The 17,124-nt window shown below is 33.9% G+C and carries 12 protein-coding genes and 2 tRNA genes; 7 read left to right on the top strand and 7 right to left on the bottom strand.

Going from position 1 to position 17,124, the window contains the following annotated elements:
* Positions 1 to 84: 84 nt before the first annotated feature.
* Positions 85 to 1,098, bottom strand: a complete 1,014-nt coding sequence (gene galE / locus AC8GF4_RS02140) for a UDP-glucose 4-epimerase GalE (protein WP_506592336.1) — start codon at positions 1,096 to 1,098, stop codon at positions 85 to 87.
* 117 nt (positions 1,099 to 1,215) lie between these two features.
* The gene (locus AC8GF4_RS02135) at positions 1,216 to 2,346 is read right to left on the bottom strand and encodes a DegT/DnrJ/EryC1/StrS family aminotransferase (RefSeq protein WP_506592334.1); all 1,131 of its coding nucleotides are present in this window, start codon (positions 2,344 to 2,346) and stop codon (positions 1,216 to 1,218) included.
* Positions 2,347 to 2,618: 272 nt separating this feature from the next.
* Here AC8GF4_RS02135 and AC8GF4_RS02130 point away from each other — a divergent pair, with 272 nt between their 5' ends.
* Positions 2,619 to 3,854, top strand: coding sequence for a 3-deoxy-D-manno-octulosonic acid transferase (locus AC8GF4_RS02130; RefSeq protein WP_506592332.1), 1,236 nt, complete (start codon positions 2,619 to 2,621; stop codon positions 3,852 to 3,854).
* A gap of 214 nt (positions 3,855 to 4,068) precedes the next feature.
* Complete coding sequence (locus tag AC8GF4_RS02125; RefSeq protein WP_506592330.1) at positions 4,069 to 4,281, top strand: hypothetical protein; 213 nt, start codon at positions 4,069 to 4,071, stop codon at positions 4,279 to 4,281.
* 144 nt (positions 4,282 to 4,425) lie between these two features.
* Here AC8GF4_RS02125 and AC8GF4_RS02120 read toward each other — a convergent pair whose 3' ends face one another.
* The 4 genes from AC8GF4_RS02120 to mutS form a co-directional block, all read right to left on the bottom strand.
* Positions 4,426 to 4,773 carry a YegP family protein gene (locus AC8GF4_RS02120; RefSeq protein ID WP_506592328.1) on the bottom strand — a complete coding sequence of 116 codons (348 nt, stop codon included), beginning with the start codon at positions 4,771 to 4,773 and terminating at the stop codon, positions 4,426 to 4,428.
* Positions 4,774 to 4,900: 127 nt separating this feature from the next.
* Positions 4,901 to 4,986: transfer RNA gene (locus AC8GF4_RS02115), tRNA-Leu, on the bottom strand.
* A 258-nt stretch (positions 4,987 to 5,244) separates the two neighbouring features.
* Positions 5,245 to 5,317, bottom strand: a tRNA-Gly gene (locus AC8GF4_RS02110).
* 299 nt (positions 5,318 to 5,616) lie between these two features.
* Positions 5,617 to 8,223 (bottom strand): DNA mismatch repair protein MutS, encoded by a 2,607-nt coding sequence (gene mutS / locus AC8GF4_RS02105; RefSeq protein WP_506592326.1) that lies wholly within the window; start codon positions 8,221 to 8,223, stop codon positions 5,617 to 5,619.
* Positions 8,224 to 8,375: 152 nt separating this feature from the next.
* Between mutS and AC8GF4_RS02100 the strand changes: the two genes are divergently transcribed.
* The 4 genes from AC8GF4_RS02100 to AC8GF4_RS02085 all read left to right on the top strand — a co-directional run bounded on the left by AC8GF4_RS02100 (position 8,376) and on the right by AC8GF4_RS02085 (position 14,010).
* On the top strand, positions 8,376 to 8,834 hold the full coding sequence (locus AC8GF4_RS02100) for a DUF1573 domain-containing protein (protein WP_506592324.1): 459 nt from the start codon (positions 8,376 to 8,378) through the stop codon (positions 8,832 to 8,834).
* A 73-nt stretch (positions 8,835 to 8,907) separates the two neighbouring features.
* A complete protein-coding gene (locus AC8GF4_RS02095; protein ID WP_506592322.1) occupies positions 8,908 to 9,438 on the top strand; it encodes an RNA methyltransferase in 531 nt (176 codons plus the stop codon).
* Positions 9,439 to 9,524: 86 nt separating this feature from the next.
* A complete protein-coding gene (locus AC8GF4_RS02090) occupies positions 9,525 to 11,693 on the top strand; it encodes a T9SS type B sorting domain-containing protein (protein WP_506592320.1) in 2,169 nt (722 codons plus the stop codon).
* A gap of 115 nt (positions 11,694 to 11,808) precedes the next feature.
* On the top strand, positions 11,809 to 14,010 hold the full coding sequence (locus AC8GF4_RS02085) for an Ig-like domain-containing protein (RefSeq protein ID WP_506592318.1): 2,202 nt from the start codon (positions 11,809 to 11,811) through the stop codon (positions 14,008 to 14,010).
* A 3-nt stretch (positions 14,011 to 14,013) separates the two neighbouring features.
* Here AC8GF4_RS02085 and folK read toward each other — a convergent pair whose 3' ends face one another.
* Positions 14,014 to 15,150 carry a 2-amino-4-hydroxy-6-hydroxymethyldihydropteridine diphosphokinase gene (gene folK, locus AC8GF4_RS02080; protein ID WP_506592316.1) on the bottom strand — a complete coding sequence of 379 codons (1,137 nt, stop codon included), beginning with the start codon at positions 15,148 to 15,150 and terminating at the stop codon, positions 14,014 to 14,016.
* Between the two features lie 127 nt (positions 15,151 to 15,277).
* Here folK and sppA point away from each other — a divergent pair, with 127 nt between their 5' ends.
* The gene (gene sppA, locus AC8GF4_RS02075; protein ID WP_506592314.1) at positions 15,278 to 17,035 is read left to right on the top strand and encodes a signal peptide peptidase SppA; all 1,758 of its coding nucleotides are present in this window, start codon (positions 15,278 to 15,280) and stop codon (positions 17,033 to 17,035) included.
* Positions 17,036 to 17,124 lie beyond the last annotated feature (89 nt).

The raw sequence follows: 17,124 nt of genomic DNA, 5'->3' as shown, positions 1-17,124 counted from the left end.
ATAAATACTAACATAAAAAAATCCCAAATTATCGATTGATAGTTTGGGATTTTGTAAGGCGTAAAGAGGCAATGTAGTACGTCTCTACGAACGAATCTTCTGTTCCCATTTCCAAGCGCTCGTCATTGCTTCATCCAAGGTGGACTGTGCTTTCCAACCTAGGACATTATTTGCTTTATCGGTATTGGCGTAAGCAGACGTGATGTCACCTTCTCTGCGGGGAACAATTTTATAGGGAAGTTTTTTACCGCTTACTTTTTCGAAACTGTGAATCACTTCCAGCACTGAACTTCCCGTTCCTGTACCAAGATTGAAAGTCTCTACTTTATCCAAATTATTTTTGTTCAACAAACGCTGTAAGGCTATTACGTGGGCTTTCGCCAAATCGACTACGTGTATATAATCGCGAATACAGGTTCCATCAGGAGTTGGGTAATCATCGCCAAAAACAGATAATTCTTGACGCAAGCCAAAACCAGTCTGAGTAATAAATGGTACTAAATTTTGAGGAACTCCTATTGGTAATTCTCCAATTTCAGCCGACGGATGCGATCCAATTGGGTTGAAATAGCGTAACAATATTGCTTTGATATTTGTTGCTTTTGCCACATCGTGAATTATTTCTTCGCCTATTTTTTTGGTGTTTCCGTATGGAGACATTGGTTGTTGAACGGGCGCATTCTCGGTGATTGGCATTTTTTCGGCTTGACCATAAACGGTGCAGGACGAACTAAATATAAAATTAGCTTCAGGTTTTTTCTCTAGTTCTTGCAGGATATAAACCAGTGTCCCAATGTTGTTTTCATAATAAAGCAAAGGATTCTCAACGCTTTCTCCAACTGCTTTGGAAGCTGCAAAATGAATCACTCCTAGAACATCATTATGCTTTTGAAAAAAATCTTGTACGTTTTTCTTCTCGCGCAAATCCAATTTTTCAAACAGTGGTGTTTTCCCCGTAATGGCAACAATCCCTTTTAATACTTCTTCAGACGAATTGGAAAGGTTATCAATAATTACCACTTCAAATCCTTCATTTTGCAATTCGACTACAGTATGCGAACCAATAAATCCCAATCCCCCTGTTACTAGTATTTTCATATTTGATGTTTCTTTTGTCGAAAATAGAAAAAAGAGAATAGAAAATAGATTACTAAACAAATCCATTCTCTTTATTCTCTTTTCTTTATACTATGTTCTTTATTCTGTGTTTTTTTTTTATTTTAAAAACTCTAAAACGCTATCGGTTATGAATTTAATTTGTTCATCGTCTAATTCTGTATGCATTGGCAATGAAATAACTTCTTTAACTAATTGGTTTGTAACTGGAAAATCTTCTTCTTTGTAACGCACATCCAAATACGCTTTTTGGGAGTGCAATGGAATAGGGTAATAAATGGCGCAAGGAATTCCTTTGTTTAACAAATGTTGCATCAAACCATCTCTATTGGCATCAACAATTCTCAAAGTATATTGGTGAAAAACATGACAATCGCAAATGTCACAAATAGTTGGAGCGACAATATTTTTATGTCCTTCAAAAGCAGCGGTATATTTTCTGGCTGCATCTTGCCTTGCTTTTCCGTAAGAATCCAACAAAGGCAATTTTGCATTAAGAACAGCCGCTTGAATACTATCCAAACGAGAATTTACTCCTACTACGTCATGATGGTAACGCTCGTACATTCCGTGATTTACAATACCTCGAAGTTTGTGAGCCAAAGCATCGTCATTGGTGAAAATTGCGCCACCATCGCCATAACATCCTAGGTTTTTTGAAGGAAAGAAAGATGTTGAGGAAACATGTCCAATTGTACCTGCTTTCTTTTTTGTTCCATCAGAAAATTTACAATTGGCTCCAATTGCTTGAGCATTATCTTCGATTACAAATAGATTATATTCTTTGGCAATAGCCATAATAGCTTCCATATTGGCTGCACGACCAAACAAATGCACTGGCACAATAGCTTTCGTTTTTGGAGTAATCGCTTTTTTGATAGCCTCAATGGAGATATTCATGTTTACTAAATCAACATCTACCAATACAGGTGTTAATTGCAACAAAGCAATTACCTCAACGGTAGCAGCAAATGTAAAATCGGCAGTAATAACTTCATCCCCTGGTTTTAAGTCCAACCCCATCATAGCAATCTGTAAAGCATCTGTACCGTTGGCACAAGGAATTACATGTTTTACATCTAGATATTCTTCTAAAGATTTTTGAAAAGCATGAACTTGTGGTCCATTAATATAAGTATTGGTATCCAAGACTTCTTGAATTGAAGCATTTACAGTTACTGCAATTTTATCGTATTGACTTTTTAAGTCAACCATTTGTATTTTTTTCATGTATTCTTTTTTAACATTCTATGCATTTCATAGAATCAATTAATAGAAGTAAACTCGTTATTAAACAAATTTTAAATGTAAATCAGTCCATCTAAACAAGCACAACAAAAATAGTTATTTAAAGAGTTTAAACCAATGAAACCAATAGAAAATATACGAGCACTTTAATATAAAAACCAATCTAAGAAGAATCTTTAGTTCAAGTATAATTTTAAAGAATTTTAAGAAAGAAAATAACACAAAGAAAATGTATTTTTACAAAAAAAATAAAAATGCATTTTCTTTATAATTTAACCATTATTTTCGCCCAATCATTATTAAAAATCATAGCGCTATTCAGTCCAAAAATGAAGCTTTTTGTGGAAGGTAGAAAAGAGGTTTTTACTATTTTGGAGCAAAAAATAACCCAACAGGATCAAACGATATGGTTTCACGCCGCCTCATTGGGCGAATACGAACAAGGCTTACCCGTAATCAAAAAAATTAAAGACAAATATCCCAATCATAAAATTGTAGTCACTTTTTTCTCTCCTTCTGGTTATGAAGTCCGAAAAAACAATGCTGATGCAGATGTAACGGTTTACCTCCCCTTGGACACACCGAAAAATGCAAAACAGTTTTTAAAATTAGTACATCCTGAACTTGTCTTCTTTATTAAATATGAGTTTTGGATCAATTATCTGGATCAATTACAAAATCAAAAAATACCGACTTATTTGATTTCGGGTATCTTTAGAGAAAAGCAATTGTTTTTTAAATGGTACGGTGGATTTTATAGAAAAGCCCTTGATACTTTTACTCACTTTTTTGTACAAAATGAAAATTCCAAAAAACTAATTACTCAATTAGGAAAAACCAATGTTACAGTTTCTGGCGACACTCGATTTGACCAAGTTGTTGCCATATTAGAAAAAGACAATACATTAGACTTTATAGCTCAATTCAAAAACAACAAAACCACAATTGTAATTGGAAGTTCTTGGCCTAAAGATGAAGCTTTACTAGTAGAATACATCAATAATTGCAGGGAAATTGTAAAATTCATAATCGCTCCTCACAATATAAAAACAGAGCAAATACAACAATTAAAAAGCAGTATAACAAAAAAAACAATTTTATTTTCAGATAAAGAAAATACAGAACTATCTCAATATGATGTTTTTATAATAGATACTATTGGCATTTTGACTAAAATCTATAGTTATGGAGACATTGCCTATGTTGGCGGAGGTTTTGGAAACCCAGGTGTGCATAATCTTCTGGAACCCGCTACTTTTGGTATTCCTATCGTTATTGGTCCAAATTACTCCCATTTTGATGAAGCTATAAAATTAGTCAATTTAAACGGATGTACTTCCATTGTGAACTATACCGAATTAAATCAAGTATTTTCAACCTTAATTCTAAACAAAGATACAAGAATTAAAAAAGGCGAAATTTGCAACACTTTTGTTCAAAAAAACAAAGGAGCAACAGATACAATTTTAGCCCAAATTAGAAACTTATAAAATTATAAACAAAAAAATTAAACTTCAAATTAAACCTAAAAATTAGGCGATTAATTATAATTTATAAACATATTCTTATTTTTTTTATATTAATAAGAAAAGCTAACGTCCTGATAGAAAATTATTTTAAAAAAATAAATGAAAAAATATTTTACATATTAAAAATTTTATATCTTTGCCACGAATTAATAATTAACCTTTATATTAAATTAAGATGAAAAAAGTATTTTTAAGTTTAGCTGTTGTTGCTGTATTAACTGTTGTATCATGTAAAAAAGCTGACGCTGCTGCTGAAGAAACTGTAGCTGTAGATTCTACTGCTGTTGTTGCTGATACTGCTGCTGTTGTTGCTGATACTGCTGCTGTAGTAGTTGATTCTGCTGCTGCTGTTGCTGCTCCAGCTGCTGAAGCTCCAGCTGCTAAGTAATTTCAAATTACGCAAAGAAAAATAAGCTGTATATTTTGTATACAGCTTTTTTTATGCCCTATTGCGAAAATTTACCACAAAAAAAAGACACCAATTCAAAATCGAGTTGGTGTCTTTTTTTTCTTCAAATTGAACCAATAACAATCAATCAACAAATATCAAGTCATTATCAGAAAAATCTAATATTTCAGAAATCGATGCGTACTTTACAATTTCATCAATACCTTTTTGAACCCTTAATTCTGTGGTATATTTTCTACTTAGCGCAATTTGAGCTCCGTCTAAAAACAATTTAAAAAAATACTTATTCCCAGGTGATTTGAATTTAGTAAAAGTAGCCAGTTCGATGTTGTTTTTAAAATATTCTATCGCTTCTTCGCATTCAAATTTAAGCTCATATCGCATACTAGTAAAAATTACTTTCCCCTTTCTAGAAGTAAACACAAATTTATATTGATCATCAAACCTTTTACTTATCACAAAAGCACCCATTTAAATTTAGATTTTAGATTATTAGACACTTAGATTCCTATACTTCAAATCTAAAATAAAAACAAAATTATACAGCCATCATTTTTTTAAATAAAAAAAGCTTCAAACATAGTTTGAAGCTTTTTAGTACTCAGAGCGGGACTTGAACCCGCACGAACATTGCTGTTCACTGGATTTTAAGTCCAGCGTGTCTACCAATTTCACCATCCGAGCATTATACTTTACAGTTTTATATTTAATTTTTTAAAAAAATTAATTAAATACAACACCATCCGAACATTATACTTTACAGTTTTATATTTAATTTAAAAAAAAAAATAATTAAACACAACACCATCTGAGTATCACACCTTTTAATTATAAATCAAATTTAAAAAGAATAAATACAACACCAAAAAAGTATTATACTTTTAAGTATATATCTAATTTATAAAAAAACTAAATACAAGATTTGAGTATTATGCAATATAGAGCGAAAAACGGGGCTCGAACCCGCGACCTCGACCTTGGCAAGGTCGCGCTCTACCAACTGAGCTATTTTCGCATTTCATTTTTTTAAAGAACCACAAACATCTCTTGTATTAACTCACCTAATTTTATTAGCCAGTAGAGTTTGTTAAACTTGTTTGCGGTTGCAAATTTAGAACATTTATTCAATTACACAAGTCTTTTTTTTAAAAAAAATAAAGATAAAATTTAACGTTCTGACAACGATATATTTATATTCAAAAAATTATTTCAATAGCAATAGCAATAGCAATTTAAATTAAAAACTGTACCAAAACAGGATTACATTGTTCTTACCAATAAAAGTAAAAAAACGGATCACTGATTACTAACCGCCTACTTCCTTGACAACATTCTTTTTATTTCATTAAGCTTCATTAATGCTTCAACAGGCGTTATGGTATTGATATCTAAATTCACAATCTCTTCTTTAATTTCTTCCAACAATGGATCATCCAAATTAAAGAAACTCATTTGCATCTCTTCCTTGTCTGATTTGATACCTACAAGAGCATCACTAGAATGGTTTTTCTCAAGTTTCTTTAACATTTTCTGAGCTTTCAAAATAACGATCTGAGGCATTCCTGCCATTTTTGCCACGTGAATTCCAAAACTATGCGCACTTCCACCTTTAACCAATTTACGTATAAAAAGCACCGTATCTTTAAGTTCCTTAACCGAAACATTGTAATTCTGAATGCGAGGCATTGATTCACTCATTTCGTTCAATTCATGATAATGTGTAGCAAACAAAGTTTTGGGTTTGGATGGATGCTCATGCAAAAACTCAGCAATAGCCCAAGCAATTGAAATTCCGTCATAGGTACTTGTTCCTCGTCCTATCTCATCCAACAAAACCAAACTTCTATCTGAAATATTATTCAAGATAGAAGCAGTCTCATTCATTTCGACCATAAAAGTGGATTCACCCATCGAAATATTATCCGAAGCCCCTACTCTAGTAAATATTTTATCTACAATTCCCATCCGAACACTTTCGGCAGGGACAAAGCTTCCCATTTGCGAAAGCAGAACAATCAAAGCAGTCTGACGCAATATTGCCGACTTACCCGACATATTGGGTCCGGTAATCATAATTAATTGTTGGGTTTCTCTATCCAAGAAAACATCATTTGCAATATAAGGCATTCCAACTGGAAGTTGCTTCTCAATTACAGGATGTCTACCATTTTTGATTTCGAGCTCGAATGTTTCATCAATATCTGGGCAAACATATTTGTTTTCGATTGCCAATTGTGTAAATGAGCACAAACAATCCAATTGCGCTACGAGATTGGCATTCATCTGAACGGGTTTAATATAGGTAGCAATCCAACTCACTAGTTGCTCAAACAAATCGCTTTCAATTTTATGAATTTTCTCTTCGGCTCCTAGTATTTTGGTTTCGTATTCTTTTAATTCTTCAGTAATATAACGCTCCGCATTAACAAGTGTTTGCTTTCTGATCCATTCGGAAGGAACTTTATCTTTATGCGTATTCCTGACTTCGATATAATATCCAAAAACATTATTAAATGATATTTTTAAAGAGGAGATACCCGTTCGTTCCGATTCTCTTTTTTCGATTCCTTCCAAAAATTGTTTTCCAGAAGTAGAGATTGCACGCAAATCATCCAATTCTTCATTAATTCCTTTTGCAATGGCATTTCCTTTGGCTACCGCTACAGGCGCATCTTGATTCAAAGTGGTTTTTATCTTTTCGCGCAACAAATCGCAACTGTGCAAACTATCACCAATTACTTTAACTGCTTCCTGCGGACTTGACAAAGCCAAAGCCTTAATTGGAATAATAGCATCCAGAGATTCCTTCAAATAAACCACCTCTCGTGGCGAAACCTTACCAGTGGCAATTTTAGAAATCAATCGTTCCAAATCTGAAATCTGTTTGATTTGACTTTGAATACTTTTTAGAATATCTTGATTATCTTTTAAATAAGAAACTACTTGATGGCGGCTTTTTATTTTATTACTATCCTTTAGAGGCAAAGCCAACCAGCGTTTCAACAAACGGCCTCCCATTGGCGAAAGCGTTTTGTCAATCACATCCAAAAGCGTAACTGCATTCGGATTGTAACTGTGATACAATTCAAGATTGCGAATCGTAAATCGATCCATCCAAACATAAGCATCTTCTGCAATACGTTGAATGGAAGTAATGTGTTGCACTCTATTGTGTTGCGTTTCGGACAAATAATAAAGAATGGCACCCGATGCAATTATTCCTTCACTCAATTCTTCGATTCCAAAACCTTTTAGAGAAACTGTTTGAAAATGTTTGGTCAATGTCTCAAAGGCGTAATCTTCTTTGAAAATCCAATCTTCCAAGTAGAAATTATGAAAATCTTCACCGAAAATTTCGCGGAAATCATTTTTGTTGTTTTTTGGAATTAAAACCTCAGAAGGATTGAAATTCTGAAGCAATTTGTCAATATATTCAGCATTCCCTTGAGCAGTGAGAAATTCACCCGTAGAAACATCCAGAAATGAAACACCAATAGTTTTATTCGCAAAATAAATAGCCGCAAGAAAGTTATTGGTTTTGGACTGCAACACTTCGTCGTTCATAGAAACCCCGGGAGTAACCAATTCTGTAACGCCTCGCTTAACAATAGTTTTGGTCATTTTAGGATCTTCGAGTTGATCACATATAGCCACCCGAAGTCCCGCTTTTACTAATTTTGGCAAATAGGTATTAATAGAATGATGAGGAAAACCAGCAAGCGCAGTCTCTGTTTCGGAACCAGCTCCTCTTTTGGTTAATGTAATCCCCAGAATTTTTGAAGCCCGAACGGCATCTTCTCCAAAAGTTTCATAAAAATCCCCAACCCGAAACAACAAACAAGCATCAGGATATTTCCTTTTGATTTCGTTGTATTGCTTCATTAATGGAGTCTCTTTAACTATCTTATCTTTTGCTGCCAAAATTGTTGTATTTGTGTGAATAAAAAACTCAGCGAATTTATAATTTTATACCGCAAAAAACTAAGACGAAAAAAATTAATTTACTTTTAAGAAATATTTACTCTACAATTTTGTTTCTTTGTGTAAATTTGTGAAATAATTCAAAAAATACTATGAAAAAAATATTTCTATTAGCTATGCTAACAGTTTTAGGAGTAACGACTTCTAATGCTCAGGATACTTCAAAAAAGAGTAAAAAAACAAAAACAACAGTTCCTGCTTTACCAAAAGTAGAAGGAGCTGGAATGGTTTTTGAAAACGAAACAATTGACTATGGAACTGTAGCTCACAATGCTGATGGTAACCGTCAGTTTGTATTTACTAATAATGGAAACAAAGCACTAATCATCACAAACACTCAAGGAACTTGTGGCTGTACTGTACCGTCTACTCCAAAAGAACCTATTGCTCCTGGAGCAAAAGGCGTTATCGGAGTGAAATATGCTACTGACAGAGTTGGTCCATTTACAAAACAAGTAATTGTAACCTCAAACGCTACTGGTCAACCTACAAAAACACTTACTATAAAAGGAACTGTTTTACCAGATGCTGCACCTACTACAAAAAGCTAATAGTACTTTTTTAAACTATAAAAAAAGGCTTCCTTATTCTAGGAGGCCTTTTTTATAAACCATTATCCAAACAATGAGAAAACTAGAAAACAGCGAATTAGATAGAAAATCAATAGAAGATTTTAAAGAATCCAAAAAAACACCTTTAATTTTAGTTCTAGATGATATTCGCAGTTTACATAACATAGGTTCCGTTTTTAGAACAGCTGATGCTTTTTTGATAGAAAAAATAATATTGTGCGGCATCACTGCCACACCTCCAAATAAAGAAATTCACAAAACAGCTCTAGGTGCCACCGAAACTGTCACTTGGGAACACCACCAAAACGTTTTAGAAGTTATTGCCGATTTAAAAAAAGAAAATATTACAACACTAGCCATTGAGCAAGTGGAGAGCGCCATTTTTCTTCAAGATTTTAAAGTCGAAAAAAATAAAAAATACGCTTTAATTTTTGGCAATGAAGTCTATGGTGTAGCGCAAGAAGCTGTTGCACTATGCGATGGCTGTATTGAAATTCCACAATTGGGAACCAAACACTCCTTAAATATTTCAGTTAGTGCTGGGATTGTGGTTTGGGATTTGTTTAAACAATTTAACAATTAAAAGTTATTTTGTAAAAATGCATTTTTTTATCTAAGAATCTTTACAACAAACTTAATCGACTTGTTAAAAATGCTTATTTTTATAAAATGAAAATTTATACGCATTTCTACATATTAATACTTTTAGTACTTACACCCTATACCATTTGTAATGCTAAAAATACCAATAACGTCCCTCCCAAAAAGGGATTTACAACTTCTTTCTTAAAACAAAAACGCAAAGCTGATTTTCTTGCAAACGTAGCTCCAATAGTTACTGCAACTGATAATCAAACCTATTGCCCTTTAACAAGCGTAAACATTGCAACCACTATCAATATTATCGACCCAGATGATACTTCTACTGATGCAATTTATATACAAATTTCATCAGGTTATATAAATGGACAGGACCAATTATCCCTTAACAATGCCATTTTACACCCTACTATTACAAGTAGCTGGAATGCAAGTGAAGGAAAGTTAACTTTAAAAAGCCCGACTAATGGGACAGCGGTAACCTATACCGATTTTGTGAGTGCTATTAAAGATGTTCAGTTTAGCAACTCTTCGACTAACCCATCAGGTACAAGGAATTTTTCAATCAGTATAGGTCAAGCCAATTATTTACCTCGAAATGGTCATTATTATGAATATGTTCCTAATTTAGGTATCACTTGGACCGATGCAAAATCGGCCGCTGATATCAAAACGTATTATGGTTTAAAAGGATACCTAGCTACTATTACAGCTGCAGATGAAGCACAGTTAGCAGGAAAACAGGCCCCAGGAGCAGGTTGGATTGGTGGTAGCGACGCTGAGACAGAAAATGTATGGAAATGGATAACTGGTCCCGAAGCTGGCACTGTTTTCTGGAACGGAACCTCTAATGGCTCTAGTCCTAATTTTGCCTTTTGGAATTCCAACGAACCCAATCAAGCAGGAGACGAAGATTATGCACATATCACTGCACCAGGAGTTGGAATTGCAGGTTCTTGGAACGACTTATCCAACACGGGGGATTTAAGTGGCGATTACCAACCCAAAGGTTATATTGTTGAATATGGTGGAACACCAGGAGACCCTGTTTTACAACTCTCTGCGAGTACTACACTAACAATTGCTTCCATTACAAGTACTTTACCTGCATCAAGATGCGATTCTGGAACAGTAACACTTCAAGCCTCTGCCACAGCTGGTATTATAAATTGGTATGATGAATTAACCGGTGGAACTAACCTTGGAAATGGCACAAGCTTCACCACTCCTAGCATAAACAATACAAAAATATATTATGTAGAAACAGCAACAGCAAGTTGTTCAAGTAGTAGAACTGCAGTAGAAGCTAAAATAAACATTACCCCAACAATAACAAGCACTAACTCACCTTCAACCAATTGCGGGCCAGGATTATTCACCCTAAATGCCACTCCTACTGAAGGAAACATAAACTGGTATTCACAAATTGGCGGTAGTATTGTGGGCACTGGTTTATCTTATACAACTCCAACTATTCCCACTAATACTACCTATTATGCTGAAGCCGTTAATAGCGGATGTATCAACAATACAAAAACTCCAATTGACTTAATCGTTTACCCGCTTCCAATTGTGACTGATCAAACTATCGCAAAGTGTGTTTCTAAAACTATTACTTTAGACGCAGGTATTCCAAACATGACTTATCTGTGGTCAACTGGTGCTGTAACACAAACTATAGATGTTGTGGCTAAAGGAATTTTTACAGTAAATGTAACCAGTCCAGCTCCTCAAAACTGCACCAGTAAAAAAACAATAACAGTTTTAGAAAACAACAAACCAGAAATAAAAAACATAAACGTTAACGAAACAACAGTTAGCATTGAACTAATTCAAAAAGAAGATTATTTTGAGTTCTCGATTGATGGTATTAATTATCAAAACTCAAATGTATTCACTAATGCTCCCAGCGGATTACAAACTGCATATGTTAGAGATATCAATAAATGTAGTGATGACAAAAAAACTTTTATAGTTATCATTGTACCAAAATACTTTACACCAAATAATGATGGCTATAATGATGTATGGGAAATTAAAGGTTTAGTCAATTATCCGTTAGCAGAAGTAACACTTTTTGATCGTTATGGGAAAATAATAACACATTTAGATTCCTATTTTCGTAGTTGGGACGGAACTTTCAATAAAAACCCTCTGCCTGCGACAGACTATTGGTATGTACTGAAATTAGACAAAGACATTCCAGAAGTAAAAGGTCATTTTTCTTTGAAAAGATAACATAATGATTCACCTATCAACAAGACTTTGAAAGTTCTCAATATTTCAAAGTCAAAATAATTTTGACATAAAAGTTTTTAAAAAAAAATTACAATGCTTTTTTATATTTTGCAATATGGAGATTACATTCAAAAATAAATTATTTTACCTTTTTCTTATAATACTATTTCATACGACATATCTAAGCAATGCTTATATTCCACCAAAAAAAAGGTTCTACAAAGGTTCTACACAAAACTCTAACTTACCTAGAACTATTTTAAAAATAGTCTCACCCATAATTACAGCAACTGGAAACCAAGTCTATTGCCCACAAACAAGCATTAACATAATTACGGACCTAAATATTAATGATCCAGCATCTAATACCATTTACGCCATAAATATTCAAATATCATCAGGATACGTAATTGGGGAAGATATTTTAACTCTAACAGGTTCATATCCAAATTTGACATCAAGTTGGAATACAGAAACGGGAAAACTTACACTCTCAAGCACAACTGGAAACCCGCTACCCCATTCTGATTTTATCAAAGCAGCAAAGGATGTCAAATTTAAAACAAGCTCAGCAATACCAACTGGAAACAGAAACTTCTCCATAAATTTAGATAAATCCAATTATCTGCCTTCGTCCAAGCATTATTATCAATTTGTATCCGATCCTGGCATCTCATGGGGAAATGCAAAAAGAGCGGCCGAATCAAGTTCATATTATGGACTAAAAGGTTACTTAGCAACCATTACCACATTAGACGAAGCTAAATTTGTTGGAGAACAACTCTCTGGAAACGGTTGGATTGCTGGGAGTGATGCGGTAAAAGAAGGAGAATGGAGATGGCAGTCCGGACCAGAAACTGGAACAATTTTTTGGAACGGATACGAACCAGGATACACCACAACTTTTGCGTACTGGAATAACTATAAAGAGCCTGATAACGGAGGGGTTTTAAAAGACTTCAAAACAGGCATAGAAAATTATGCTTACATAACAAATCCAGACAATGGACAAAAAGGAAAATGGAATGACTTAGGGCTTTATGGAGTACAAGACCCAACAAACCCTAACTACCCCAAAGGTTATGTCGTAGAATATGGAGGTATGCCGGGAGACCCAACACCACAAATAGCAGCCAGCACCACATTAACCATACTGTCAATAACCAGCATCAAAGCTTCTGAAATATGCAATTCAGGAAGCAGTAGCCTTGAAGCAACGACATCGGCTGGAACCATAAACTGGTTCGATACAGCAGTGGGAGGAAACAGTGTTGGAATCGGCACAAATTACACCACTCCAATTTTAAATACCTCAACAAACTATTACGTTGAAAGCACAAATGAAGGATGCACAACAAAAAGAACTGCTATTGAAGTAACAGTAAATTCAATTCCAAACATCACTCCGACAACTGTTCTTACACCTGTTTGCGGTTCGGGTATATTTTTTCTAAAAGCTACAGCAAGTGAGGGAATATTAAATTGGTTTGCAACAAATACTGATAGTAAATCTTTAGGAACTGGATTCACTTATATAACGCCACAAGTTTCCACAAACACAACTTTTTACGCAGAAGCCAACAATAATAATTGTTTATCGTTAACAAGAACACCTTTCAAAATTGAGATTTACCCCCTTCCTCCAGTTACAGATCAACACGTTGCGCTTTGCGTTCCAGGTTCGGTTCAATTAGACGCATCCGTTCCTAAAATGACCTATCTTTGGTCCACACCTGGCGCCGAGACCTCTAAAATTATTACCGTTTCAGATTTAGGAGTATATTATGTTGATGTAACCAGTCCAGCTCCTCAAAACTGCACCAGTAAAAAAACAATAACAGTTTTAGAAAACAACAAACCAGAAATAAAAAACATAAACGTTAACGAAACAACAGTTAGCATTGAACTAATTCAAAAAGAAGATTATTTTGAGTTCTCGATTGATGGTATTAATTATCAAAACTCAAATGTATTCACTAATGCTCCCAGCGGATTACAAACTGCATATGTTAGAGATATCAATAAATGTAGTGATGACAAAAAAACTTTTATAGTTATCATTGTTCCAAAATACTTTACACCAAATAATGATGGCTATAATGATGTATGGGAAATTAAAGGTTTAGTCAATTATCCGTTAGCAGAAGTAACACTTTTTGATCGTTATGGGAAAATAATAACACATTTAGATTCCTATTTTCGTAGTTGGGACGGAACTTTCAATAAAAACCCTCTGCCTGCGACAGATTATTGGTATGTACTGAAATTAGACAAAGACATTCCAGAAGTAAAAGGTCATTTTTCTTTGAAAAGATAAAAATTAAAACTTACTTTTTTCTTGGATTTTATCTAAAATAAAAAGATAATCTATTTGATTTACAACAAAGTCACGATCAGAAACATCAATAACCAAAACGTTCAAATCGGTTTGGGTTTTGATATATTCCAAATATCCTTTATTGATTTTGTCCAAATATTCTGCCGTAATATCTTGTTCATAGCTTCTGCCTCGGTTTTTTATATTTTGCAACAACCGTTCCGTATTTTGATACAAATAGATATACAAATCGGGTTTTGGCATTTCTTTATAAATAATATCAAAAAGGGTACGATACAAACGAAATTCATCTACTTCTAAAGTGATTTTAGAAAATAATAATGATTTAAAAATATGATAATCGGCAATAATAAAATCTTTAAACAAATCAAATTGAGACAAGTCATCTGATAATTGTTGGTATCTGTCCGCTAAGAATGACATTTCAAGAGAGAATGCATAACGACTTTGATCTTCATAGAATTTTGGCAAAAAAGGATTGTCCGCAAAACGTTCCAAAACGGTCTTGGCATTAAAATCTTGAGCCATTTTTACAGCCAAAGTTGATTTTCCAGCACCAATATTCCCTTCAATAGCAATGTAATTGTACTGATTCAGTATTATTTTGTCCAAAGGACTTTCTAATTTTTGAACTACTTTGCAAATACTATCATCAGGAGTAATTTGAATCAACTCTGAAATTGATTTTTTTAAAATAGGATGATGCCAATCAACATTCAAATCCTTAAAAGGCAACAAAACAAATTTCCGGTTTTGCATTAATGGATGCGGAATTTGAAGGTGCTCAAGATTAATTATTTCTTCTTCAAAAGCAATCATATCCACATCAATGATTCGAGATTGATAGCCGGATTTTTCATTACGAATACGACCCAGCTTTTTTTCAACTTGTAAAATTTGCTCCAAAATTTGCTCTGGAGTTTTGGATGTATGCAAAAGCAAAGCACAATTAAAAAAAGCTTCACTCTCAAAACCCCAAGAAGGTGTTTCATACAAACTTGAAACCTTTATAATAGTGCCAATTTCTTGATGAATCAATTCGAGACATAATTCAATGTTTTTCAAACGATTGCCTTCATTGCTCCCCAGAGATAAAATGACCTGATGTTGTAATTCCATAATTAGCACAAATTAAGTAAAAGAATTTTAGATAAACAGTATATTTGCCTCTAGTGTTGCAATTTATTTTCATCATAGAATGTAACAAATCAATACAATTCACTACTTATTAGAAAAATAAATTTATATGAGATTTTTAGGAAACGTAATGGCTACCATTATTGGAATTTTTGTTTTTTTTATGCTGTTCTTCTTTGGGATTATTCTCATTGGAGCCATTTTTGGAGGTGAATCTGAAGGAGTTGAAGTAAAAAGCAATTCAGTTATTGAATTGAATCTTGAAAACATCTCCAATGATTACGCTGGAAAATACAAAGACCCTTGGATGGATATTTTTTCAGAAAAAAAAGGAATTGGACTCACCGATATCATAAATGCTATTGCTGCAGCAAAAACAGACAACGATATAAAAGGAATATCAATTTTAAACGAAGATTCTTCACTAGGTTTAGCCCAAAGCAAAGAGTTGAGAGAAGCTCTGATTGATTTTAAAAAATCAGGGAAATTTGTTATGGCTTATGCCAATAATTATTCACAAAGAGATTATTACCTGAACTCTGTTGCCAATACTATTTATTTAAATCCAGCCGGAGATCTTGATTTTAAGGGATTATCAACTGAAGTAATGTTCTTTAAAGATTTACAGGAAAAATCAGGAATAAAAATGGAAGTTATCCGTCATGGAAAATACAAAAGTGCCGTTGAACCTTTCTTAGAAAACAATATGAGTGATGCCAATAGAGAGCAAACTACAGCTTTATTAAATTCGGTTTGGAATTCTATTATATCCGATATTTCGGAAAGCAGAAAAATACCAACTGCACGATTGAATGAAATCGCGACTGGACTATTGGCGCGAACTCCTGAGTTGGCCAAAGCAAACAAACTTATCGACATAATAGCTTATGAAGATGTATATCATAAGGACATCAAGAAAGCTTTAAAAATCGAAACAGATGAAGATTACAATAAAGTATCCATATCTGATTATGCACAAAAAGTAGGGACTACATCAATATCAATAGACACAGACAATCAAATTGCAGTGATTTATGCTCAAGGCGAAATCCAAAGCGGTGAAGGAGATGTAAATGTAATTGGTGAAGGTTCCATGCGCCGTTCTTTGCAAGAAGCCAGAAAAAACAAAGACATTAAGGCAATCGTACTTCGCGTGGACAGCCCTGGAGGAAGCGCTTTGACTTCGGATTTGATTTGGAGAGAAATAGAATTGACCAAAAAAATAAAACCAGTAGTAGTTTCTATGGGGAATTACGCGGCTTCGGGCGGTTATTATATTGCTTGTAATGCCAATACAATCTTTGCAGAAAAAAATACGATCACAGGTTCAATCGGGGTTTTTGGTGTGTTGCCAAACTTTAGTCAATTATCCACTAAAATCGGAATTCATACAGAACAAGTTACCACCAATGAAAACTCCAATTACAGTCCGTTTGTTCCATTGAACGAAAAATTCAAAGGCGTGACCCTTGAAGGCGTAGAACGTGTTTATAAAACATTTGTAACGCACGTTGCCGAAGGCCGAAAAATGACTTTTGCACAAGTAGACTCTATAGCACAAGGTCGTGTTTGGACAGGTTCTGAGGCATTAAAAATAGGATTGGTTGACAAAATCGGAAACCTAAATGACGCTTTAAAAGAAGCCGCATCATTAGCCAAAATAAAAACGTATTCTACCCAAAACTTCCCTGAATTCGAAAAAGATTTTGCAGATATATTTGCTAAATTTCCTTTTGCAAAATCAAAAGAAGCTTTAATCAAAGAAGAATTGGGAGAAGAAAATTATTTTATTTTGCAACAAATCAAGAAAGTGCAATTGCAGAAAGGAATACAAGCCAGAATGCCTTTTGAGATAAATATTAATTAATAATATTGACATACCATCTAAAACCCTTTCAGATACAAATTTGAAAGGGTTTTTCTTTTATGAAATCGCCATCATTCCGAAATCACAAA

The sequence above is a fragment of the Flavobacterium rarum (SeqCode) genome (genome assembly GCF_965234445.1).
In the GTDB taxonomy this organism is placed as follows: domain Bacteria; phylum Bacteroidota; class Bacteroidia; order Flavobacteriales; family Flavobacteriaceae; genus Flavobacterium; species Flavobacterium rarum.
This window is presented reverse-complemented; position numbering and strand designations above follow the sequence as displayed.